This is a genomic window from Crenothrix polyspora, from assembly GCF_900163755.1.
Taxonomy (GTDB): Bacteria; Pseudomonadota; Gammaproteobacteria; order Methylococcales; family Methylomonadaceae; genus Crenothrix; species Crenothrix polyspora.
On the sequence record NZ_FUKI01000101.1, the window covers coordinates 24,534 to 47,868 of the forward strand.

Below are 23,335 nucleotides of genomic sequence, written 5' to 3' on the forward strand. Positions count from 1 at the left end.
TTTGCGGCGCTGACAGCTCCAAAAGCTTTATGGTATCAAACGGTTGCGCCATTGCTATAAATACGCTAACCACAACTAACAATCCCATAATCCGTATCATACTGATTCCTCTCTGTTTTAATATTGATTGGTGCGTAACAACATAAGCAAGCTACACTTAAAAAGTACGTATTGCTTGGTGTTGTTACAGCACTAATTTTAAAAACGCCAATTACGCGTGTCTTTTTTGATAAAACGCGCTTAACTCAACATTACCTAAGCCTAATAAATTTAAAATAGCGGGATTAGGTGCTTTTCTGTGCTCATCAAGATGGGTAATTTGTGCGCTTATCGATTGGGATTGCTCCACCTTAAAATCTAAACGCAAGCGGGTAACACAATTAAACTGGGTTTTATCACCGCTAAAAGCCGAATAAGACTGAAAAAATTGCGTCCCCGTACACAGCTGAAATCCGGTACTGGCAAGACCGTCATTAATTGAGATATTTACAGAAAAATCAAAATCAACATCGAGTGCCTGTAACAAAATGCCATGACCTAAAGCATTAAAATCGGCAGCCTCAAAGCTGTACTCTATAAAACAAGTCCCGTTCGAGCCACCAGAATTATTAATTTTTAAGAATGAACCACCAATAATCACTGTTTCAAATTCGTAAATACCGCCAGTGGCTAATGCAGAGACATTGCGCGTTACTTGCTTAAGCGCAGTCGCTGAGGTTAGTTTTTCTAAAGAATTGGTGGCGCTATAGTCAACACCGTTGTCACCAACATGTTGATCGAGGGTGAAGTCATCAATTAATAAGCGTGAGATTTTGTTTTCACCTGCAAAGCCAAGTGAATTAAAAACCATAATTTTAGCGGCGGTAGATTTTATACTGGCAGTCATGAGCAATATCCTTATGTATTCAAAATTACGAAAGCGTATATTTTAAATAAAGCAAATCGTATGCCAATTTATAAGGTATTGATTGTAGTATTATATATAATTAAATTGCTAAATTACTCACTAGGGCATCAGCAAAAAATGTCACTTTTTAACAAAAAAAGCCCATCGTAGAGATGGGCTTTTTTGACAATCGGTTAGCCGCGTTAAAACACGCTGCGCAGTAACTGCTAAGATTTAGTTTTTCGCTTTATCCACAATCTGATTGGCTTTAATCCACGGCATCATACTGCGCAGCTCTGCGCCCACCACTTCAATAGGATGCTCGGCATTTAAGCGGCGCTTAGCAGTCATTTCAGGGTAGTTAGTTAAACCTTCTACGATAAAGCGTTTAGCGTATTCACCATTTCTGATATTTTGCAACGCTTCACGCATGGCTAAACGGCTTTCAGCGTTAATTACTTTAGGGCCGGTAACATACTCGCCATACTCAGCATTATTAGAGATTGAATAATTCATGTTGGCGATACCGCCTTCGTACATTAAATCCACAATCAGTTTCAATTCATGCAGACATTCAAAATACGCCATTTCCGGTGCGTAACCGGCTTCTACCAAAGTTTCAAAACCGGCTTTAATCAACTCAACTGCACCACCGCATAATACCGCTTGTTCACCGAACAAATCGGTTTCAGCTTCATCACGGAAGGTGGTTTCAATAATACCAGAGCGGCCGCCGCCAATAGCCGATGCGTAAGACAAGCAGATAGCCTTGGCTGTACCAGACATGTCTTTATGAATCGCGATTAAATCCGGTACGCCGCCGCCACGAACAAATTCAGAACGCACGGTATGGCCAGGTGCTTTCGGTGCAATCATGATGACATCCAAATCGGCACGGGGCACAACTTGGTTGAATAAAATAGAGAAGCCGTGTGCAAATGCTAACGCTGCACCCTGTTTGATATTTGGCTCAATTTCGGCTTTATACAATTGCGATTGAAATTCATCTGGGGTCAGAATCATGACAATATCGGCATCGGCAACGGCATCAGCCACATCTTTAACCACTAAGCCACAAGCTTGCGCTTTAGCAACCGAAGGCGAACCGGCACGTAAACCGACAACAACCTCAACCCCGCTGTCTTTTAAGTTGTTTGCATGAGCATGGCCTTGCGAACCGTAACCAATAATGGCTACTTTTTTGCCTTTGATGATTGCAAGATCGGCATCTTTGTCATAATAAACGTGCATGTGTTTTCCTAGGTATCAATAAAAGTAAAATAATGAGTAGAGTAGACTGGGTTTAAATTTTGAGCCTTGCTTGTCGTACTAATAATTAAATGTGCAAACCTTTTTCGCCGCGTGAAATACCGGTTGCGCCAGAGCGCACTACTTCAACAATGCTTTTCGCATCAATAGCGGCCAAAAATGAATCCAGCTTATCCGATGGCCCCGTAATTTCAACAACATAAGAAACTGGCGTGACATCAATGATTTTGCCGCGAAAAATATCCGCCACATTTTTGATTTCTTCACGGGTTTTTTCATTGGTATGGACTTTAACCAACATCAGTTCGCGCTCTATATGCGGGCAATCCATCAGATCGATCAATTTGACCACATCAATCAACTTATTCAATTGCTTAACAATCTGATCAACCACTTCTTCGCTGCCGCTGGTGACCAAGGTCATCCGTGACAAGCTGGTATCTTCGGTGGCGGCAACGGTTAATGATTCAATATTGTAGCCTCGCGCCGAAAATAAGCCCGCCACCCGCGATAACGCGCCCGATTCATTTTCAATCAGAATAGAAATAATGTGTTTCATTACGCCAATTCCCTATCCGTTGTTGTGCCTAGGGCAACTCTTAATTTCATATCGTGATGGCCTTTGCCCGCTTCTATCATCGGGTAGACATTTTCAGTGCGGTCGGTGATAAAGTCTAAAAATACCGTGCGATCTTTTAACGCAAAAGCCTCTTCCAAGGCAGGGCGCACATCTTCCGGTTTTTCAATACGCATCCCGACATGACCATAGGCTTCGGCCAGTTTCACAAACTCAGGGATGGTATCCATATACGAGTGTGAATAACGGCATTCATAGGTAAACTCTTGCCATTGCCTGACCATACCCATGTAACGGTTGTTCAGGTTAATAATCTTAACCGGTGTTTTGTACTGCAAAGCGGTCGATAATTCTTGGATACACATTTGTATACTGGCTTCGCCGGTAATACAGGCCACATCGGAATCAGGAAACGCCAGCTTAACGCCAATAGCCGCAGGTAAACCAAAACCCATCGTGCCCAAACCACCGGAATTAATCCAACGGCGTGGCTTATTAAAGTGATAATACTGTGCCGCCCACATTTGGTGCTGGCCGACATCAGACGTAACATAGGCATTGCCTTTGGTCACTTCGTATAATTGCTCCACCACGTACTGCGGCTTAATCAACGGGCTGTTACGGTCATAAGCCAAGCAATCAATAGAGCGCCAGTCTTCAACTTGTTTCCACCAAATTTCCAAGGCTTTCTTGCTGGGCTTTTTCTCGCTGTCTTTAATCAAGTCAATCATCTGCTCCAGCGCTGGCACAACATCGCTGACAATAGCGACATCTACTTTCACGGTTTTGGAAATAGACGCAGGATCGACATCGAAATGAATGATTTTGGCATACGGGCAAAATAAATCCAGCTTGCCCGTAACGCGGTCGTCAAAACGCGCACCAATCGCGATAATCAAATCACTCTCGTGCATGGCCATATTGGCTTCATAAGTTCCGTGCATACCCAACATACCAATAAACTGCTTGTCGGTCGCAGGAAATGAGCCCAAGCCCATTAAAGTATTGGTAATAGGAAAACCCAGTAAACGTGTCAGCTCGGTTAATTGCTTGCTGCCATTGCCCAATACCACGCCACCACCGGAATAAATAATAGGCCGCTGTGCTGCCAATATTAATTCCAGGGCTTTTTTGTATTGGCCTTTATCCGCAGTTACTGTCGGCTCGTAAGAACGGATACTGACTTTTTTAGGGTATTTATACGGCACTTTAATGTGCGGTGCGGTAATGTCTTTCGGCACATCAACCACTACAGGCCCAGGACGACCGGTAGTGGCCACATAAAAGGCTTTTTTAATGGTTTCAGCTAACTTGGTAACGTCTTTTACCAAGTAGTTGTGTTTAACACACGGGCGGGTAATGCCGATCATATCGACTTCCTGGAACGCATCGCTGCCGATAACCGGCAATGATACCTGACCAGAAATAATTACCATCGGAATAGAATCCATATAGGCTGTGGCAATACCAGTGACGGCATTGGTCGCACCAGGGCCTGAGGTGACCAGTACCACACCGGGTTTTCCCGTCGCGCGGGCATAGCCATCTGCCGCATGGGTTGCACCTTGCTCGTGCCGAACCAATATGTGTTTGATATCTTCCTGTTGATACAGTGCATCATAAATATGCAACACTGCCCCGCCAGGATAGCCAAAAATGAATTCTACACCTTCGTCTTTCAGACTTTGAATCAGAATTTCCGCGCCGCTTAGCTCCACGCTAATACCTCGTAAACGTAAGATGATTTTTGCGATGTCATTAAATTATAAGTGTTTTTGGGTCGCTCTGTGCTTACGCACGGCTAAAAACAAGTGAATACACGACAGCAAAATAAAGTTAATGCTATTACCTAACCGGACATTTTACTGGATTTTGGTTGAAATTGTAACGGCGATATGTATTGTTAAGATAAAAAAGCACAATTTTTATAAAAATCAGGCATTTTTCGGCAATGTAGAGGGGATTTAAATAATCTGACTAAAACTGGTTAGCTAAAATATTTAATTGAAGCGTATTGGGGCGGAGATGTTCATGGTGTAATCTTAACGGTGCTAAAAACCGTCAACAAAATAAAAAGTGTATCTCCCACCGATGCCGTTATACACTTTCGTCCTTGAACCGATGGTTCAAGTGGGGATGCGGGCGATAAATCAGGCTTCCCGTCGAGACGGGCATGCTCACATTATCGGAATTCACCCCCGGGGGTAATATAGGTTCAGGAAACACCCAGCGCACTGTCGAACACTGTAGGAGATACCGGTTAATAGTTTACTCTGTTTGTGGATTATCCAAAACGTTTTCTATTTTATTGCGGATATGATCTAAGCACTCACCAAGTTGCTGGCTTAGCAAGGCATTTTGATTTTTAACTATTTCTAACTCATGAGACAGGTTTAAAGCGGCCATTACCGCAATTCTATCGGAGCCATTAATTTTTCCGGTATCACGCATTTTACGCATTTGCTGATCCAACAATTGCGCAGAGCGAACCAATGTATCTCGCTCGTCAGGGTCACAGGCAATTTTATACTCCTTGCTCATAATAGTCAGTGATATGGGTTGAAATTTCTGTGTCATGAGCCATACTCCATTGCTTTTAATCGATTAATCATGGCCTCAACCCGTAATTTGGCAAGATTGGTTTTTTCCAGGAGACTGTCTTTTTCTTTGACCAACATTTCTTGTTTGGATTTGAGAGAGTTATTTTCGTTTTTAACGGCTGTATACTGCTCAATGAGCTGATCAAGCTTATTTTCAAGGTTTTTCAATTCTAGGATGTATTCTGTCTGTGTCATGTCGTTAACTAACATTGCAAGTAAGCGCAGCCAATTTTTAGTAAATTTTACAGTGTGATGCCTAATTAGGATTTATTTTTGTTACATTATGGCGTGATACAGTTATTGTTAGCGATTTGACTTTAATGCCAAAAACAAGGCTGTAGAGTCCGCTAGTAATCGTAGTCAACTACCTTTCCGTAGGTATTAAAACATTGGTTGCAATGCCACGCTAACCCACAGCATTATTATTTTGCCCCATCCTAACTGGGAAGCCACAACGTTTAACAAATTTCAGTCTGCTTAGAACTTCAATGGTAGCATAGGCGCTGATTTTTTTTTAGCTATCGTAACCAATTGGACACAATCATGGCCTACGCCGAGATCAATAGCCTGCTGCTACAAAGTGAAATTGAGTACTGTGCTGCCGAAGCACACGGCTTAGCTACCGGATTGCTGTGCGCTAATCAACACGCTAACAGCGCACACTGGTTAAAAGAGCTATTATCTGCTGAGCAATCTTTGTCGCACTCACACAGCGATGTACTGGTAAAATTTTTCAATATCACTCGCACAACGTTGACCAGTGATGATTATACTTTTAATCTGTTTTTACCTGACGATAGCCAAGCCTTGATTAAGCAAGCGGAAGCGTTACAAAGTTGGTGTCGCGGTTTTTTATTTGGCATCAGTCTAACGGGCACATCGGTTATTAGTAGCGTAAAAAATGGCCGCGAAATACTCAAAGATATTGCCGAATTTACCAAACTCGATACCGATGTCGAAGGTGAAGAGGATGAGCAGGCTTTTATGGAAATTACCGAATATTTACGCGCTGCTGTTTTATTACTGCGTGATGAGCTTGCTGTCAGTCATACCGATACTGTCCATTAACTAGCCACTGTGACATACGTTATTGCAAGTCAGTATTTACGAAAATATCACTATAAAAATAAATACAACTATGAAACACAGCGAATTTAAAAAACGTCGCAAACAACTCATGCAGCGACTGGGCCAAGGTAATATTGCTTTAATCAGCAGCGCTTCAATACGTTCGCGTAATCGGGATGTCAATTATGCGTTTCGACAAGACAGCGATTTTTACTACCTCACCGGTTTTAATGAGCCCAACGCAATGGCGGTTTTCATTCCAGGGCGTGAGCAAGGTGAATACATATTATTCTGCCAGGAATACGATGAGAAAAAAGCTATTTGGGAGGGCGCTCATGCAGGGCTAGAAGGTGCTACCGGCAACTACGGTGCTGACGATGCTTTTCCTATTGACGATTTAGACGATATTTTACCCGGCATGCTGGAAAATAAAACCCGTGTGTTTTACCCCATGGGACGCAATTCCGATCTTGATCACAGTTTACTTGATTGGATTAACCACATTAAAAGCCACTCGCGATCCGGTGCAGTAGCGCCAGGTGAGTTAATTTCTTTAGATCACCTTGTCCATGACATGCGGCTTTATAAAAGCGCTGAAGAAATCAAGCTAATGCGCCGTGCTGCCGAAGTATCAGCCAGTGCGCATATTAGAGCCATGCAAACCTGCAAACCCGGCCTGTACGAATACCAAATAGAAGCCGGATTAGTGCATCATTTTATGCAAAATGGTTTGCGTTACACGGCGTATCCTTCTATTGTCGCTGGCGGTAAAAACGCTTGCGTACTGCATTATGTTAACAACACCGATAAATTAAAAAGCGGTGATTTATTACTGATTGATGCTGGAGCAGAATGCGATCATTACGCGGCGGATATTACCCGCACCTTTCCTGTTTCTGGTCGTTTTAGTGAGCCGCAAAAGCTGCTTTATCAACTGGTGTTAGATGCGCAATACGCTGCTTTAGAGCAAGTTAAGCCTGGGCAGCCGTGGCTTGCGCCACATGATGCCGCTGTTGAAGTGCTAACGCGTGGCTTGGTAGCACTAGGACTTTTGAAAGGTAAAATCAAAAAATTGATTAAAGACGAAAAATACAAAGCCTTTTATATGCACAAAACCGGCCACTGGCTGGGTATGGATGTACACGATGTCGGCGATTATAAAATCAATCAGGAATGGCGGTTGTTAGAACCTGGCATGGTATTAACTGTAGAACCTGGTTTGTATATTCCCGTTAACTGTAAACAAGTGGATGAAAAATGGCGCGGCATTGGTATCCGCATTGAAGACGATGTCTTGGTTACCACACAAGGTCATGAAGTCTTAAGTAGCGGCGTGCCTAAAACCATACTGGAAATTGAAACTTTAATGCAGGCTATCAATGTCAGCTGAATATGATGTGTTAATTGTTGGTGGCGGCTTAGCCGGTAATTGCTTGGCTTTAGCGCTGCATGATAGCGGTCTGCATATTGCTGTCGTTGAGGCCAATACTCCCGAACAATTGCACAATCATCCCGCAGGCAGTCGCGCTTTGGCTTTAGCCGCTGGCACGATACAGCGCCTGGAAGACCTTGGGGTTTGGCAAGACATACAGCATCATGCGACTGCGATTAAAACCATCCATGTGTCTGATCGCGGTCATTTTGGTAAAACACGCTTGTCGGCACACAAAGAAAACGTCGATGCTTTGGGTTATGTTATTGCTGCCCGCGACATTGAAAGCTACGTTGCCAAGCGGGTTGCTGAAAGTGCAATTGAGTGTATTAATCCGGCGCGTGTTGTTGGCTTAATGTCCGGCATCAGTGAGATGAATATCAGCTTAAAACGCCACAATGACAGCTTTAGTGCGGCGGCTAAATTGGTGGTGGGGGCGGATGGCGGTCAGTCTTCGGTACGCAAGCTGCTGGAAATTGATCAACACGTCCGTGCTTATGATCAAACCGCACTTATCACCACGGTAAAAACATCGCGCCCTAACCTGAATACCGCTTACGAACGTTTTACCAGTACAGGGCCTTTGGCGCTATTGCCCATTGGCAACCACCACAGCGCGGTTATTTGGACGCATTCTCCTGAAAACGCCGAAGCTTTAATGTCCGGTAGCGAAGCTGATTTTCTGGCAGAATTGCAATTGTGTTTTGGCTTTAAGCTGGGCGAACTGACGCTGGCCGCACCACGCCACGCCTTCCCATTATCATTGATCCGCGCAAAGGCCATGATCAGTGATCGTGCGGTGATTATTGGTAACGCCGTGCATCAATTGCATCCGGTGGCTGGGCAAGGTTTTAATTTAGGTATCAGAGATGTGATTCAATTGGCAGACAGTATTAAAGCGCAGTCTAGCCGGGGTGAAGATATTGGCGCAAGCGACTTTTTGCAAAATTACGCCACAAGCAGACAGCGTGACCATGATCGCACGGTGGCTTTCACTGACAACTTAATCCGCATTTTTTCCAATGATTGGTTACCAGTGGCCGCCGCCAGAAATGTGAGTCTAACGCTATTGGATCACATTCCTTTTGCCAAATCGTTGTTAACACGTCATGCCATGGGATTAGCAGTGTCGTTATTGCCCAAAAATTAAGCTGAGTTGCCTGTGGTCGATAAAAGGCAACCAGATCTCAGTATGCAACAAAATCGCTCGCGTTATGATTTACTTTTAAGGGCGTATGCTGCTAATTGCTCTGGCGTAGCCTCGTGCTGAAATTTATCGCGCCATTCACTGTATGGCATACCATAGACAATTTCTCTGGCTTGTTCGTAATCCACATCGATAGCTTTGTCTTGTGCAGCGGCGGTATACCATTTTGCCAAACAGTTTCTGCAAAAATCCGCTAAGATCATTAAATCAATATTTTGCACGTCGCTGTGTTGCTGTAAATGTGCTATTAAGCGCCGGAATGCAGCGGCTTCTAATTCTAATTGGGTAGTTTTATCCATAATAATAAGGTTTGTAATTGATAGCACATTTTAGCAGGAACTGTCATATCATCATGTACATTTAGACACAAAGATTTTACAATGACCACATTAAGCTCATAGTTTTAATGCAATAATCGAACTCTGTGCAAAAATAGGCTGTTAAGTAGTAAAAAATGAACTATTCTTTATTCGGTAGAACTTTTGCTTAACTGCCGATAATGCGGCGTTTTGCCAGCGATACAAAAAATAACGCAACAACCGATGTAAATCAAACACCCTGGCAACGCTTAAATAATCAACACGCGCTCTTAAAATCGACTTTTCAGTGGATTACAATCGTGCATCTTATTCCTCCACGCTAACGATTATGAAACAAATTTTCGAGTTTTTTCCCGTACTGTTGTTTTTTGCAGCCTATAAGTTTTACGATATTTACGTTGGCACAATGGTTATGATTGCGGCCACCATAATACAGGTTGCGATTGATTTGGTATTACACCGTAAAGTTGCAGCCATGCGCTGGATTACCTTGGCGCTGGTGGTGGTTATGGGCGGTGCCACTATTTATTTACATGATGAGCAATATTTAAAATGGAAGCTGTCGATTATTGAATGGCTGTTTGGTTTGGCCTTTTTAGGCAGCCAGTTTATTGGCGAAAAACCTTTTGTTCAGCGCATGATGTCGGGCAGCCTGACCTTGCCAGCTAACATCTGGAAGCGTTTAAACCTACTGTGGGCAGGTTTTTTTACCAGTGTGGGTTTTATTAACTTATATGTTATGTTCCATTACAGCACTGACGACTGGGTCAACTTTAAAACGTTTGGTGTGCCGGTGTTAATGTTGGTTTTTATTGCGTTACAAATGGTTTTTTTATATAAATACGTATCTGATACCGAGGAATAACCGTGTTATACGCCATTATTAGCGAAGATGTTCCACACAGCCTGGAAAAAAGATTAGCTGCACGACCCGCTCACCTTGCCCGTTTACAAGCACTGCAAGATGACGGACGCTTAATACTGGCAGGGTCACATCCCGCTATTGACACTGAAAATCCAGGTGATGCAGGTTTTACCGGCAGTCTTATTGTGGCCGAATTTGATAACCTGCAAGCCGCACAGCAATGGACAGTAGCTGATCCCTATATCGACGCTGGTGTTTATGCCAGAGTCTCTGTTAAACCCTTTAAAAAAGTTTTACCATAATGACCTCAAACTTAATTAAAAAATCATTAACCGATGCGCTTAAACCACAACTGTTAGAGGTACTGGATAACAGTGCTGCACATGCCGGCCATGCGGGTGCAAGAAGTGGCGGCGGTCATTATCATGTCACTATTGTGGCAGATGTATTTGAAGGAAAATCGCTCGTCGAACGCCATCAACTTGTTTACAAGGCGCTGGGCGATCTCATGAAGCAAGAAATTCACGCGTTAGGTATTAATGCCATTTCACCCTCAGAAGAAACCAAAGGAAGTTTATAAATGAATAAGAAACTTATCCCCTTATTAGTTGCTGGTACTGCGCTGCTCGCAGGTTGTGATCAACAAATGAATAGTACCACTGGCAGCAATACTGCCGCGCCCGCAGCGGTCATTAAAAAAGAAGATGCCATTGCCAGCGTTAATGGTCAATTTATCAGCAAAGCCACCTTGGCTGAGTTAGAAAAAGAAATTGCTGAAAAAGCCCATGGCCAAGCTTTTCCTAAAGAAAAGTTAATTGAAGAATTGGTACAGCGCGAATTGTTAATTCAAGATGCGGTTAAAAAGCAGTTGGATAAATCACCTGACATGCAAAAACAACTGGATTTGGCGAGAAAATCGTTGTTAACACAGGCGGATCTGCAAGATTTCGTTAAGAAAAATCCTGTTACGGACGCAGAAATTAAAGCGGAATACGATGCCAAAGTAGGTGGAACAAATGCTACCGAATACAAAGCGCGCCACATTCTGGTAAAAACTGAAGACGAAGCGAAAAAATTGATCGCAGCTCTGGATAAAGGGGGTGACTTTGCGAAGTTGGCTAACCAAAATTCATTGGATGCTAAAGAGTCGAAAAACGGCGGCGATTTAGGCTGGTTTAATCCTGGCCAAATGGTAGCACCGTTCTCGGAAGCAGTTGCTAAACTTGAAAAAGGCAAATACTCCAAAGTACCGGTTAAAACCCAATTTGGTTTTCATATTATTTTAAGAGAAGATTCTCGCGCTCAAACACCCCCCCCGTTTGACTCGGTTAAAGATCAAATAACACCGTCTTTGCAACGTCAAAAGATTCAAAAAATGCTTGAAGGTTTACGTACCCAAGCAAAAGTTGAGATTTTGATACCGGTTACCGATGACAAAGCCAAAGTCGTTGCGCCTGCCACCGTTCCTGGCGCTAACCCTGCTGCCACAGCACCCACACCTGCCGCAGGATCAGCACTAGGTGCAGAAGTTGCACCTGTCGAACAGCCAGCAACTATTGAGCCTGCGCCAGATGCTGCACCGGTTCCGACAGCAGCGCCTGCTGCTGTACCTGCGCCCGCAGCGCCCGCACCAAAGCCTGAGCCTGCAAAAAAATAAGGTTTTATTGGCACGACTAAAGGGCGGTTATGCCGCCCTTTTTTACAGGGTTTTTTCCATATACTGCACCATTAATTGCAGCGAACGATTACCTCTAAATTCATTGATATTAAGGGTGTAAACAGCAGTACACGCACGCATTCCTTGCCAGTGTTCGGGTTTATCAATAAAAAATGCAATCGCATCGATTAATAGATCGCCGTTGAGTTTTCTAAGTAACAGCTTTAAATGCCGTTGCCCCACAATTTTTACTTGTACCACCTCAAACTGGCCACTGAACACAGGCTCAGGACAGCCTTGCCCCCAGACGCAAGCGTTTTGTAACATATCAGCAAATTCAATGTTCATATCGTGTTCGCTAAGTTCACCATCAACCAGTAATTTTTGCGCTAGATCGACCTGTGCTAGGCGTTTTTTAACCATTGCATCAAATAGCAGGGCAAAGGCTGGGTAATCGTGCATGGCAATCGTTAATCCTGCTGCCATTGCATGGCCACCAAACATATACAATAATTTAGGCTGTGCGATGGCGATATCGGCTAATACATCACGAATGTGTACACCTGGAATTGATCGTGCCGAGCCTTTAATTAGATCTTTACCGGCAGAAGCAAAGGCAATCACGGGACGATGCAGTTGATCTTTAATACGTGATGCCAAAATACCAATAACACCTTGATGCCAGTTAGCTTCATACAAGCAAACGCCTGCGAGCGCTTGTTTGCCATCCAGCATTTTCATTTCGCTTATCAAATGCTGGGCTTCTTGTTTCATTTGGCCTTCAACTTCTTTGCGGTCATTATTTAACGCATCTAATTGATCAGCCATTTTTTTAGCAGTGATCAAATCGGTCGCTAACAAGCATTGTATGCCTAGCGACATATCGTCCATACGGCCTGCGGCATTTAAACGTGGCCCCAATGCAAAGCCTAAATCGGATGCTTGAATGGTGTGTGGACTTTTACCGGCCACCGCAATTAATGCATTAATGCCAGGCTGCGCTGCGCCTGCGCGAATACGCAATAAGCCATGATGCACCAAAATACGATTCACCGCATCTAACGCTACAACATCGGCCACTGTGCCCAAGGCGACGTAATCCAGTAAGCTGGCCAAATTGGGTTCAGGGCGTTGTTCTGTAAACCAAGCGATTTCTCGTAAACGGCTGCGTAAGGCCAGTAATACATAAAACATCGTACCCACACCGGCAATTGCCTTGCTTGGAAATTCATCACCAACCAAAGCCGGATTAACAATAGCTGCCGCAGCCGGTAATTGCTTACCAGGTAAATGGTGATCGGTAATTAAAACTTTAATGCCCAGTGCATTGGCTGCATCAACGCCTTCAATACTGGAAATGCCATTATCAACGGTCAGAATAATATCCGGCTGTTGTAACTTAACCAGCTCAACGAGTTCCGGTGTTAAACCGTAGGCATATTCAAAGCGATTTGGCACAACAAAGCGCACTTGCTGCAAGCCGAGTAACTGCAAGCCTTTAATGGCTAACGCACAACTGGTTGCGCCATCGGCATCAAAATCTGCTACCACGGTGATGCGTTGTTGCTGCAAAAATGCGGTGATAAGATGATTCACCATAGTCTGCATGTTTGACAATAACCAGGGCGAAGGTAGCTTAGCGAATGATCTGTCCAGATCAGCAGCTGATGTTAAATCACGACTTAAAAACACCCGTTCCAAAACGGGATGTATATCACCCAAGCTATTGGATTTTTTAGCAACTTGTCGAGTAACAATGGTTTTTTTAACGCCTTGGGAATACATAATGCCTGCTGGGTAAGTAGTTGTAAATGTAGCGGATGTTGTATAGTGCAAAAAATTATATGTGTCGCATAAAAGCTTACGCTAGATTTTTTAAAACGGTACTGTTTTAGCAGTTATTGAAAAATTTAATGGCTTTATTTGTGACGCGATTCACGTTATTTTCGGTATAACTAATGTATGCTAAACGAGCTTAAAGGTGTGGTAAAAACAATAGCAATCGCAGCTCGATAGTGTCGGTTTAATTTACAAATATATTCTTAAAAACAAAAAATATAAACACTAAGTTAGCCTAAATACGCTATCGGCAAAGCCAGAGAGCTTGTTGACTGTATGCTTTACAGTGATGTGGAAATATTCAAGCTATGGTGGAATAGCACAGGTTTTTATTTATCACTAACTATGTCGTATTAATTTACAACTTAGCGAATATTTTTCAACTAAAATACCGAGTGATACTAATAATAGACTGATTTTGTGAGTATAGTTTTTTATGGCACAACTATTGCATTTTATTGTTCTATGAATCGGGTTAAATTTAGCCATATGCCTGCACAACACGTTTAGGTAACAAATGACAGGCGCACTCATCTTTGTTAAAAACGTAATACAGCGCTTTTGAAAATTTAAAATAATTTTTATGCGCCTCACCTGTTGATTCCTAAAACATTATAGCCAGTGTCTCGTGTCGTATACAAAAATTGTCATCTTTGATTGTATTTGTTTTTTAAAAAGAAAGAAGAAAGGAGTAAGTATTCAAGGTAAGCCCTTAAGGATTAATCTTAGCGTACTTATGTTAAGTTTTTAGTCGAAAATATTGGTTAACACGTAATCAATATTGGTTAGTAATACGTTGTTTGATAGCTTTTAGATTGCTTAAATTCTTATTTGTGAAAAGGAAAATAAGCGTTTTTTCATTAATTTTATATAGGTTTTTTCCATGCGCAATAAATTTGGATCGTATTTGATACAAGGTCTGGCTATCAATATGTTAATTTTTTCCGGCTCAAGTCACGCCATCTCTTTAGCACGATTTAACGTGCGACTAAACGACATTGCTGTCGGTTCTGAGACGGCAAACCTTGCTAATAAACGTGCATTTGTGTCTTTAGGTAAAGGTTTTACTGCCGCAAAAGCCTTTGATCCCATATTTAAATTTGATACCGCCGGTAGTTTTTCGTTTGAATGTGGTGGTGAAAAAATGAAAAGTGGCCAACCTTGCCATTTTAAAGCGGTAAAATACGGTGATAGCTCAGAAGTTATTAAAGTTTTTAACGGCAGTGCGTTGGTTGATACCTATACAGTGGTGTTCACTAATCTTCCGGTTATACAAATTACAACCACAGGCCCCATTATTAATACCCCTAAAGTTCGTGGTGATTTTCGCTTAATGAGTGGCGAATTTAACCAAGACACCGGAAAATTACCTATGGGTATAGAAACCCGTGGCCAAACAACGCAAGACTTTGATAAAAAATCTTTGGGCTTAAAATTGGGTACAGCCGCTACACCTAACAAGGTTAAATTACTTGACATGAAGGCGGGCGATGACTGGATTTTGGATGCGTCTTACGCAGACACCAGTTTTGCCCGTAATAATATTAGTATGGATGTGTTTAATGAAATCCATCCTAATAAAGACAAGGCACGCCCTAATGGGCAAAATGCCATACAAGGACAGCCAGTAGAAGCCATTGTAAACAACAAGTACCAAGGTGTTTATATTTTAAATCAGCATGTAGGGCCAACATTGCTGGGTTTAAAGCTTGCAGCCGGTAGTAGCATATATAAGGCAGATTTTTCTGTATGGCACGGAAAAACGGTGGCGACATCTGAGCTGTTCTTCCCTTATAAAAAAGGCGATATTGAATTTAATTTTTCTCAGGTATACCCCAATACCAAAGCAGACTTTGCACCGCTTAAAAAATTGATTGATTTTGTTGCCAATTCGAGTGAGCTTGATTTTCTTGTTGGTATAGAAAAACGCATTGATTTTAACAGTCTTGCTGACTGGTACTTGCTATCAAAAGCCACCCAGTCGTCAGATACAACCTCCAAGAATTTTTTCCTTGCACAAAATGCTGGCAGTAGTAAGTTTTTTGTTGTGCCTTGGGATCACAACGCTACCTTCGGTTTAGCGTGGGATGGTAAGGCAGATCCGACATCTACTTTTTTTGCAACGGTAGATAATAATTTAATTAACCGATTGTTAGCTGATCCTGATACCGGCTTTAGTGAATTATTGAAAAAGCGTTGGGCGGTACTCAGCAAAACCAGTTTATCTGAAAAAGCCTTACTGGCACGTTTTAGTCAAAAACAAGCTATTTTAGTACGCGGTGGTGCAGCTAAAAGAAATGCTGCGTTATGGCCGCAACCAGGTACTGGTACACTTACCAGTGGCCAACCTAAAGGTATTTCTAACCCTACATTGAGCACAACTAAGTATTTAACCGCGTTCTTAAAAATACGTTTGCCTGCTATGACTAATTACATTAACACGTTGCCATAACCAATAACAACAGCGTATTATGTGCGCTGAGCAGGTTATAAGCTAAAGTCTTAGTTCCATAATAACCCTCGCCGGAGTTTTCCGAGCGGGGGTTTTTTATGCCTACTGACAACAGCACCGGTTTTGATTAAAATAGCCGCTTTTACGCGGTGGATTTACGATCCAACCTGCACCAGGAAAATTAGTTATGTCTCAAATCGTTGTGTGTGCGCTGTATAAATTTGTTACCTTGGATGATTATCAAGACTTACGTCAACCCTTACAAAACCTAATGGAAGCACACGCTATTCGCGGTACTTTACTGCTGGCGCGTGAAGGTATTAATGGCACAGTATCAGGAACGCGGCACGCTATAGATGCGTTATTACAAGGTTTACGTAACGATGCGCGTTTGGCAGACCTTAATGGCAAAGAATCTTACACCGACACCGTTCCGTTTAATCGTGCTAAAGTTAAGCTGAAAAAAGAAATTGTTACGATGGGGGTTGCCGGTATTGATCCGCAATTTGTTGTGGGTACTTACGTTAATCCGCATGATTGGAATGCCCTGATCAGTCAACCTGATGTATTACTTATTGATACCCGTAACGATTACGAAGTAAAAATTGGCACGTTTAAAAATGCGGTTAACCCACACACCGAGTCTTTTCGCGAGTTTCCGCAGTATGTGAAAGATCATCTTGATCCTAAAAAACATACCAAAATTGCCATGTTTTGTACGGGCGGCATTCGCTGTGAAAAATCCACGGCGTTTCTAAAAGAACAAGGCTTTGATAATGTTTACCATTTAAAAGGTGGTATCTTAAAATACCTGGAAGACGTACCCACACAAGACACGTTATGGGAAGGTGAGTGTTTTGTATTTGATGAACGGGTGACGGTTAATCATCAGCTTAAGCAAGGTCAATATGACCAATGTAATGCGTGCCGGATACCGATTACCGAAGCAGAAAAACAAGATCCACGCTATCAACAAGGGGTTAGCTGTGTTTATTGTTACGACAAAAATACCCCTGACCAAAAAGCACGTTTTACAGAGCGCGAAAAACAAATGGCATTAGCCAAGCAACGCGGTGAGGCACATATAGGTTCTGATGCGGCTAAAGCCCTGCTAGCCAAACGTGTAGCTAAGTTAAATCGAGCCGTTACCGCGCAGTCATAATCTTGGCTACCAACGTAGGCTGGGACAAAATGTAGCTTGGGTTGAGTGCTTTTTTCAACCTAACATGATTTAATAGGTGTTAATGTGGTTGACAAACAGCAGATCGCCCAACTTTCAGTATCATTATTTTTTGCCCCGCTTTACGTTGGTAGCCAAATTTTGGAGAAAGCATGCACTGGATATTAATTGGCATTGGATTGTTAATTTTACGGTTGACTGAACCGATGTTTGGTATGTTTTTAAGCGAAATCAGTTGGTTTGTTTTTTCCGGGCTTTTTATCTATCTTGGTTTTGCTTTAAACAGCTTGCAAACGGCTATTCGAGAATTACAAATCAGACAGCGCGAATTATTGTTAGAGATCAAACGGGTATCAAAAACCACACTACGTGCTGTACAAACACTGGATTACGGTTTAGAGCAAGACGTTAAGCCCTTTGAAACCAGCTCTTGGCTAGAGGAATATGATAGACACGAGGACTCTGTTGCTGATATATCGTCCTCATTAACTGACCAAGATTGGCAAAATTGGCTAGCTGAGCAAACGGGCACTGTATTACGTCATCAGCAACATATGCCACCCAATGTATAATTATAGCTAATCGGTCTAACTGGACTGGCCAGTTGTCCACCTCAAAAGTTACTGCCATCAAAAACTGTCTTTCTTAAGTAAAGAAAGGCATGTCTTGTTAAATATGTAATGGCAGCAACTGTAAAAATGGCTTGCTTCTTTATCAAGCCATTCGCTCCAATTTAATATTTATGGCATAGGTTTTTTACTGATTAAAACCTTATCGTCAATAATTAACTCAGTAATACCGCCAACAATTGTACGCACTGTGCAACTGGCTTTTTTAAAGCCACCGGTTTTAGCATTTTCGCCCACCCATTTTAGTGTGAGATAGGTCTCCTTATCACTGTCTGTTTCTGAGGTAAAATACACCTGCTCCTTAGTGGCTTCCATAATGGCGGCAGGGCATTTTTGGCTAGCCATTGTATGCAGCGCCGCATAGCCGGAAACCTGTGCCGCGCCTTGTTTTTGCTCATTTGTTGAAGTATCCATTTTGCTAAGCCCTACCACTATAAAGCCTATAACAAAAACACCCACAATACCGAACAGCATTTTGCTGGTTTCAGACATTTTTTCATTTTCTTCAGACATATCGATCCTCTCTCATTGCTATTAACACGCCTCTTTTGAGGCAAAATCTTACGTTTTTAGCGTACTGGCAAGTACATTAAAACTCAATCCCCTGCTCTGCTTTAATGCCTTGTTCATACGCATGTTTTACTTTGGTCATGTCGGTTACCGTATGTGCGATGGCAATTACTTCCGGTGCTGCATTACGTCCCGTCATAATCAAGTGTAGCCATGCGGGCTTATCATGGGTAATAAAATCAGCAATTTCTTGCCCAGAAATCCAGTTATACCCGCAACAGTAATTAATTTCATCCAGCAAAACCACATCAAACTCACCGGACAGTATTTTTTGCTTGCTGAATTCCCATATTTCTCGACTGGTCTTGATATCCTGTTCCGGATTTTTAGTATCCCACGTAAAACCATCGCCCAAGGCATGCCATTCAATATTATCAAATTGCTGCGCTGCTTTTTGTTCGCCAGTTTGCCACTGGCCTTTAATAAATTGGATGACACATACCTTCATATTCCAGCCTGCCGCACGAAATACCATGCCTAAAGCGCTGGATGATTTGCCCTTACCTTCGCCGGTATTAACCACTACCAGCCCTTGTCGCCGCTCTCTGGTTTTCATTACCTATCCTGTTATTGGAATTAGCCAAAGCCAGCATTCTACCGCATACAGCACCTGTATTCATGGTAAAGTTATAACACTATTACTTACTTATAATTTGATTATGATCAACTCTTCTACATTATTTTCCGATGCTAAACACGTTATTCCTGGCGGTGTAAATTCACCCGTCCGATCATTCAGCGGTGTAGGCGGCACACCGGTTTTTATTGATCATGCCTTAGGTGCGCATATTTTTGACAGCACCGGAAAACGTTATATTGATTATGTCGGTTCCTGGGGGCCGATGATACTGGGGCACGCGCACCCCGACGTGATTGCTGCCGTTAAAGCCGCTGTTGACAAAGGCTTAAGTTTTGGCGCTCCCACAGAGATTGAAACCCTTATGGCACAACGTATTTGTGCCTTATTACCATCAATTGATCTGGTAAGAATGGTCAGCTCTGGCACAGAAGCTACCATGAGTGCCATCCGTTTGGCCAGAGGCTATACGGGTCGCGATAAAATTGTTAAATTTGAAGGCTGTTACCACGGTCATTCCGATTCTTTATTAGTGAAAGCAGGTTCAGGTGCGTTAACGCTGGGCGTACCCAGTTCGCCTGGGGTTACTGCGGCAGTTGCCGAAAATACCATCACCCTGCCTTACAACGACAGCGCTGCCGTTAAAGCTCTGTTTGCCGAAATTGGCGAGCAAATTGCTTGCATCATTGTAGAACCCGTGGCAGGCAATATGAATTGTATTCCGCCCGTGGCAGGCTTTCTTGAAACACTGCGCCAAGTCTGTGACCAATATCACAGTGTACTGATTTTTGACGAAGTGATGACCGGCTTTAGGGTGGCGTTAAACGGCGCACAAGGTTTATACAACATTACCCCAGATTTAACGACACTGGGTAAAATCATTGGCGGCGGTGTGCCGGTAGGTGCGTTTGGTGGGCGACGTGACATTATGGAATGTTTAGCACCGCTAGGCCCTGTTTATCAGGCGGGTACGTTGTCTGGTAATCCGGTGGCGATGGCCGCTGGCCTAAAAACCCTGGACTTGTTAATGCAGCCGGATTTTTACCCAACACTGGCGGCAAAAGCCAAATTATTGACTGAAGGTTTAAAAGCCCGCGCCCAACAAGCAGGTGTTGCCTTTACCACCACGCAAGTTGGCGGTATGTTTGGCTTGTATTTTAATGCACAAGACAATATGACGTGCTTTGCACAGGTGATGCAATCGGATCAGGTGCTGTTTAAACGCTTTTTTCATGCCATGCTGGAAGCTGGGGTTTATTTAGCACCGTCTGCTTTTGAGGCGGGATTTGTATCTATGGCGCATAGCGATGATGACTTAGCTCAGACACTGGCCAGTGCTGAGCGTGTATTCAAAAGCTTATAAAACTCTTCAGCTAAGTTGATTTGCACGGAAGAATATCCCCGATAAAATTTTACAGCGTTTTCAACTTAGGAACGCGCACGAAATAACTTGAGCAAGTTCATGCTTCGACAGGCTCAGCACGAACGGTGGTGGCGTTTAAGTTGTTCAAGTTATTTCATGCACGTTCCTTAGGACAGTTACAGCCACCGCTCGTGCTGAGCTTGTCGAAGCATGAATGGCACACTTCGACAAGCTCAGTGCGGAACGGTTACGCTGTAACTATTGAACTGTGAAAACGCTGTATATGTTTACGAAAGACACGAAAAATATGAAGAAGCATTTATATTTTCTGTTTTTCGTGGATAATTTTTTTGGTCGCTTTTGGGTGGCCTAATTTCAATTGAAATGATACGTATGACACACCCTACTGATTCAGTAAGCTAGGATTTTTTTTGATCGTACCGGTCATTTTTTTTGTAGCTTTATTTTAATTAAACTATGTCTTTTAACGCACTAAAATTGTGTCATATCACCTAGTTGTTATAAGTTGTTTATAAATAATAACTTTTTTAAAATAAAACTGTGTCATATCACCTGTTTTTTTAGATCGAATATAATAATGAAATTTTTTTGCTCGCTTTTATTGTTATCGGCATGACAAATTCCAAAAATCGCCAGAAAATATATTGTTTAAATTCAATTAATTATCTTTTTAAGAGTAAAAGTTAGTATAGTGTGGTTAGCTCGATGATGGCATAGATAATGCTGTACTTAGGCACTAGTGGCTAAAATCACTGGCATAAAAAGAATTTTAAAAAAATCCGAATAATAAAATACCCTGAGGAATATTCAATGATTCATTCATCTTTTAAAAAACTAGCGCTGTGTTCATTCGTTAGCCTGTTTGCAAGCCAAGCTTACGCACACACCGGTGTAAGAGACCAAGTTGACGAAGGTAAGCCCAGTTTCAATGGCTTTACTATTGGCCATGGTTGCTCAGGCTCTGAAGGCGCGGCCTATGCGGAGCAATACCCTGTGCTTGGGCAATCTGCTGTATTTCCTTTGTTAGATAACGTGGTGTGGCGAAAAAATGGTGCAAAAACAATCGGTGGTGATGGTGGCAACGTCATTGAGGCGGGTACAACATTAAAATTAGGTGTAACAGGTTTTGCAGGCTTAAGTTCGGCTTTTCGCACTAGCCAAGAAATCGTCGATAGACTAGGCAATGTTCATGCTTTGCATTGGAGTAAAGGGGCAATGGAACCTAAATTAAACACGGTTACACCGTTTAAAATAACTGCGCCACTGATTGCTGATAACTGTGTAAAAAGCTTAAAAGTGCGCATTGGGGTTATCAATTGGTGTGATTTGGGTAGAAATGCGGCTACTGATGCAAAAGGGCCGTATTTACAACCCAAAGATGCCTTTGGCGATACAGTACCCAGAGTGACAGGCTTTGATAACGGCGGAATACAGCGTAATGTACCGGGTGCAAGTGTGTATACCAAAATGCCAGCGGGTAATGGCGATAATAACCGTGCAGATTGGTGGTTCCCAGTGCTAGAAGGTGGCAGCAAATTGTATAACGATGTAGATTTATTGCAAAAAGATACTCCTGCAACAGCCACTGCCGCCGCCAGCCCTGCTTTTTGGACAACAATGACGATTAATAATAGTGCTGCTGATATTGCTAAGTGTACAGGTACGCCGGTGGATGTAAGCGTTGAGCCTTTGGGGGTAGATTTTGATACTTACTTAACCGCGCGCAACACACAACCCTTTACCAAAGGCAGTATAAATTTCTAATATTTTTGAGATTTACACCAAATTAGTAACAGACGGTATTTAAATCAGGCCTGTCAGATTTTAAAAGTTTGCCAGGTCTATCGCCGTTATTCACGGCGATTGAAATAGTGTTTCAACCAAGAGATTAGTATGAAAAACTTTTTTAAAAGCGTAATGTTAATTATGGGGCTGATGACTGTTGCCGACTGTGTATTAGCGCATAGCCAAACCGGTAGCCTGGGTAAAAAAACCACAGGTGCAGCGGCAACAGATGTTTATCTCATTAATTGTTTTGATGATGAAAGTGGTGCAGGGATACCTAACAAAATTTTTGTTCATGTTAAAGACAATGCGCCTAAGTTAGCTTCAGAAATAAGTGTGCAGATTATTAAAAGTGGATTAGCCAGTGTACCGAGTATTGATAAAGTTGATGCTGATGCCGGTTACAGTCCGGCTGCCAGTTTGACAAAAGGTGCAGGGGATTACACTGTTTTAGTCAATAAATCTGCCACCACCGCAAAAGGGCTAGAGAACTATGCGCTTGAGTTTCATTGTCAATCCGCTAGTGGGGTACATACCGGTACAGAATGGACGATGACACAAAACCAATAGCGGGTTTATTGGCTTGTTGCGTAATTAACTATCTGACCGTTAAGGTTTTTTGGCGATCACCAAAAGCCCTGCAATAATTAACAAAGCGCCCATAATGACACGGACGCTAATGGTTTCTTTTAGCAACAGCCAAGCCAGGATAATCGCCACGACAACACTGCCTTTATCAATCAGAGCAACAGTAGCCACATCACCCAGTTTTAGTGCTTTGTAATAAAAAATCCATGACAATGTTGTGGTTAAGCCAGATGCTCCCAACCACGTTATATTACTGCGGGTGAGCGTAGACCACTCGTGCAATGGCACGGCAACCGCAGCAAAGCCCAATACCAACACACTGACGAATAAAGTACGAACGCTTAAGCCCAGTTCGCCGGAGATGCCGGTTAAGCCCACTTTTGCAATGACTGAGGTAAAGCCAGCAAAAAACATCGACAGCACTGCGAACTTTAGCATTTCAGAACTGTG

The 23,335-nt window shown here is 42.7% G+C and carries 24 protein-coding genes and 1 other RNA gene; 13 read left to right on the forward strand and 12 right to left on the reverse strand.

Annotation, left to right across the window (positions count from 1 at the left end; translation table 11 throughout):
- Window positions 1-211: 211 nt before the first annotated feature.
- The 7 genes from CRENPOLYSF2_RS07395 to CRENPOLYSF2_RS07425 all read right to left on the reverse strand — a co-directional run bounded on the left by CRENPOLYSF2_RS07395 (window position 212) and on the right by CRENPOLYSF2_RS07425 (window position 5,527).
- Window positions 212-886, reverse strand: a complete 675-nt coding sequence (locus CRENPOLYSF2_RS07395; RefSeq protein WP_087143319.1) for a hypothetical protein — start codon at window positions 884-886, stop codon at window positions 212-214.
- Window positions 887-1,120: 234 nt separating this feature from the next.
- Window positions 1,121-2,137 (reverse strand): ketol-acid reductoisomerase, encoded by a 1,017-nt coding sequence (ilvC, locus tag CRENPOLYSF2_RS07400; protein WP_087143320.1) that lies wholly within the window; start codon window positions 2,135-2,137, stop codon window positions 1,121-1,123.
- An 85-nt stretch (window positions 2,138-2,222) separates the two neighbouring features.
- Window positions 2,223-2,714 carry an acetolactate synthase small subunit gene (ilvN, locus tag CRENPOLYSF2_RS07405; RefSeq protein WP_087143321.1) on the reverse strand — a complete coding sequence of 164 codons (492 nt, stop codon included), beginning with the start codon at window positions 2,712-2,714 and terminating at the stop codon, window positions 2,223-2,225.
- Window positions 2,714-4,450 (reverse strand): acetolactate synthase 3 large subunit, encoded by a 1,737-nt coding sequence (locus CRENPOLYSF2_RS07410; protein ID WP_087143322.1) that lies wholly within the window; start codon window positions 4,448-4,450, stop codon window positions 2,714-2,716. The genes ilvN and CRENPOLYSF2_RS07410 overlap by 1 nt, the downstream gene beginning before the upstream one ends.
- 360 nt (window positions 4,451-4,810) lie before the next feature.
- Window positions 4,811-4,988: non-coding RNA, 6S RNA (gene ssrS / locus CRENPOLYSF2_RS07415), on the reverse strand.
- Window positions 4,989-5,000: 12 nt separating this feature from the next.
- Window positions 5,001-5,309 carry a cell division protein ZapA gene (locus CRENPOLYSF2_RS07420; protein ID WP_087143323.1) on the reverse strand — a complete coding sequence of 103 codons (309 nt, stop codon included), beginning with the start codon at window positions 5,307-5,309 and terminating at the stop codon, window positions 5,001-5,003.
- The gene (locus tag CRENPOLYSF2_RS07425) at window positions 5,306-5,527 is read right to left on the reverse strand and encodes a TIGR02449 family protein (RefSeq protein ID WP_087143372.1); all 222 of its coding nucleotides are present in this window, start codon (window positions 5,525-5,527) and stop codon (window positions 5,306-5,308) included. Before CRENPOLYSF2_RS07425 ends, CRENPOLYSF2_RS07420 begins: the two co-directional genes overlap by 4 nt.
- Before the next feature lie 348 nt (window positions 5,528-5,875).
- Between CRENPOLYSF2_RS07425 and CRENPOLYSF2_RS07430 the strand changes: the two genes are divergently transcribed.
- From CRENPOLYSF2_RS07430 to ubiH, 3 genes are all read left to right on the forward strand, one after another.
- Entirely contained in the window at window positions 5,876-6,400 is a 525-nt protein-coding gene (locus CRENPOLYSF2_RS07430) for a UPF0149 family protein (protein WP_087143324.1), read from the forward strand.
- 70 nt (window positions 6,401-6,470) lie between these two features.
- Entirely contained in the window at window positions 6,471-7,790 is a 1,320-nt protein-coding gene (locus tag CRENPOLYSF2_RS07435; protein WP_087143325.1) for an aminopeptidase P N-terminal domain-containing protein, read from the forward strand.
- Window positions 7,780-8,982, forward strand: a complete 1,203-nt coding sequence (ubiH, locus tag CRENPOLYSF2_RS07440) for a 2-octaprenyl-6-methoxyphenyl hydroxylase (RefSeq protein WP_087143326.1) — start codon at window positions 7,780-7,782, stop codon at window positions 8,980-8,982. The genes CRENPOLYSF2_RS07435 and ubiH overlap by 11 nt, the downstream gene beginning before the upstream one ends.
- Before the next feature lie 62 nt (window positions 8,983-9,044).
- Here ubiH and CRENPOLYSF2_RS07445 read toward each other — a convergent pair whose 3' ends face one another.
- Entirely contained in the window at window positions 9,045-9,338 is a 294-nt protein-coding gene (locus CRENPOLYSF2_RS07445; RefSeq protein ID WP_087143327.1) for a DUF1244 domain-containing protein, read from the reverse strand.
- A gap of 349 nt (window positions 9,339-9,687) precedes the next feature.
- Between CRENPOLYSF2_RS07445 and CRENPOLYSF2_RS07450 the strand changes: the two genes are divergently transcribed.
- Genes CRENPOLYSF2_RS07450 through CRENPOLYSF2_RS07465 form a run of 4 tightly spaced genes read left to right on the forward strand, consistent with a single transcriptional unit; the run spans window position 9,688 to window position 11,881 of the window.
- On the forward strand, window positions 9,688-10,224 hold the full coding sequence (locus CRENPOLYSF2_RS07450; RefSeq protein WP_087143328.1) for a septation protein A: 537 nt from the start codon (window positions 9,688-9,690) through the stop codon (window positions 10,222-10,224).
- 2 nt (window positions 10,225-10,226) lie between these two features.
- Window positions 10,227-10,526: a YciI family protein gene (locus CRENPOLYSF2_RS07455; protein WP_087143329.1), complete on the forward strand. Its 300-nt coding sequence runs from the start codon at window positions 10,227-10,229 to the stop codon at window positions 10,524-10,526.
- Window positions 10,526-10,804, forward strand: coding sequence for a BolA family protein (locus CRENPOLYSF2_RS07460; RefSeq protein WP_087143330.1), 279 nt, complete (start codon window positions 10,526-10,528; stop codon window positions 10,802-10,804). Before CRENPOLYSF2_RS07455 ends, CRENPOLYSF2_RS07460 begins: the two co-directional genes overlap by 1 nt.
- Complete coding sequence (locus tag CRENPOLYSF2_RS07465) at window positions 10,805-11,881, forward strand: peptidylprolyl isomerase (protein ID WP_087143331.1); 1,077 nt, start codon at window positions 10,805-10,807, stop codon at window positions 11,879-11,881.
- A gap of 42 nt (window positions 11,882-11,923) precedes the next feature.
- Here CRENPOLYSF2_RS07465 and recJ read toward each other — a convergent pair whose 3' ends face one another.
- The gene (recJ, locus tag CRENPOLYSF2_RS07470; RefSeq protein WP_087143332.1) at window positions 11,924-13,666 is read right to left on the reverse strand and encodes a single-stranded-DNA-specific exonuclease RecJ; all 1,743 of its coding nucleotides are present in this window, start codon (window positions 13,664-13,666) and stop codon (window positions 11,924-11,926) included.
- A 937-nt stretch (window positions 13,667-14,603) separates the two neighbouring features.
- Between recJ and CRENPOLYSF2_RS07475 the strand changes: the two genes are divergently transcribed.
- From CRENPOLYSF2_RS07475 to CRENPOLYSF2_RS07485, 3 genes are all read left to right on the forward strand, one after another.
- Window positions 14,604-16,172 (forward strand): CotH kinase family protein, encoded by a 1,569-nt coding sequence (locus tag CRENPOLYSF2_RS07475; RefSeq protein ID WP_087143333.1) that lies wholly within the window; start codon window positions 14,604-14,606, stop codon window positions 16,170-16,172.
- Between the two features lie 187 nt (window positions 16,173-16,359).
- Window positions 16,360-17,334 (forward strand): oxygen-dependent tRNA uridine(34) hydroxylase TrhO, encoded by a 975-nt coding sequence (trhO, locus tag CRENPOLYSF2_RS07480; RefSeq protein WP_087143334.1) that lies wholly within the window; start codon window positions 16,360-16,362, stop codon window positions 17,332-17,334.
- 170 nt (window positions 17,335-17,504) lie between these two features.
- Window positions 17,505-17,924 (forward strand): hypothetical protein, encoded by a 420-nt coding sequence (locus CRENPOLYSF2_RS07485; RefSeq protein ID WP_087143335.1) that lies wholly within the window; start codon window positions 17,505-17,507, stop codon window positions 17,922-17,924.
- 168 nt (window positions 17,925-18,092) lie between these two features.
- On the opposite strand, the gene CRENPOLYSF2_RS07490 is transcribed toward CRENPOLYSF2_RS07485, so the two are convergent.
- Both CRENPOLYSF2_RS07490 and cobO read right to left on the reverse strand, forming a co-directional pair.
- Window positions 18,093-18,494 carry a hypothetical protein gene (locus CRENPOLYSF2_RS07490; protein ID WP_245807938.1) on the reverse strand — a complete coding sequence of 134 codons (402 nt, stop codon included), beginning with the start codon at window positions 18,492-18,494 and terminating at the stop codon, window positions 18,093-18,095.
- 76 nt (window positions 18,495-18,570) lie between these two features.
- Window positions 18,571-19,107, reverse strand: coding sequence for a cob(I)yrinic acid a,c-diamide adenosyltransferase (gene cobO, locus CRENPOLYSF2_RS07495; RefSeq protein ID WP_087143336.1), 537 nt, complete (start codon window positions 19,105-19,107; stop codon window positions 18,571-18,573).
- Between the two features lie 103 nt (window positions 19,108-19,210).
- Here cobO and hemL point away from each other — a divergent pair, with 103 nt between their 5' ends.
- The 3 genes from hemL to CRENPOLYSF2_RS07510 all read left to right on the forward strand — a co-directional run bounded on the left by hemL (window position 19,211) and on the right by CRENPOLYSF2_RS07510 (window position 22,867).
- Entirely contained in the window at window positions 19,211-20,491 is a 1,281-nt protein-coding gene (gene hemL / locus CRENPOLYSF2_RS07500) for a glutamate-1-semialdehyde 2,1-aminomutase (protein WP_087143337.1), read from the forward strand.
- An 831-nt stretch (window positions 20,492-21,322) separates the two neighbouring features.
- On the forward strand, window positions 21,323-22,276 hold the full coding sequence (locus CRENPOLYSF2_RS07505; protein ID WP_087143338.1) for a hypothetical protein: 954 nt from the start codon (window positions 21,323-21,325) through the stop codon (window positions 22,274-22,276).
- 129 nt (window positions 22,277-22,405) lie between these two features.
- Window positions 22,406-22,867: a hypothetical protein gene (locus CRENPOLYSF2_RS07510; RefSeq protein ID WP_087143339.1), complete on the forward strand. Its 462-nt coding sequence runs from the start codon at window positions 22,406-22,408 to the stop codon at window positions 22,865-22,867.
- A 39-nt stretch (window positions 22,868-22,906) separates the two neighbouring features.
- Here CRENPOLYSF2_RS07510 and CRENPOLYSF2_RS07515 read toward each other — a convergent pair whose 3' ends face one another.
- A complete protein-coding gene (locus CRENPOLYSF2_RS07515) occupies window positions 22,907-23,323 on the reverse strand; it encodes an EamA family transporter (RefSeq protein WP_087143340.1) in 417 nt (138 codons plus the stop codon).
- Between the last annotated feature and the right edge of the window lie 12 nt (window positions 23,324-23,335).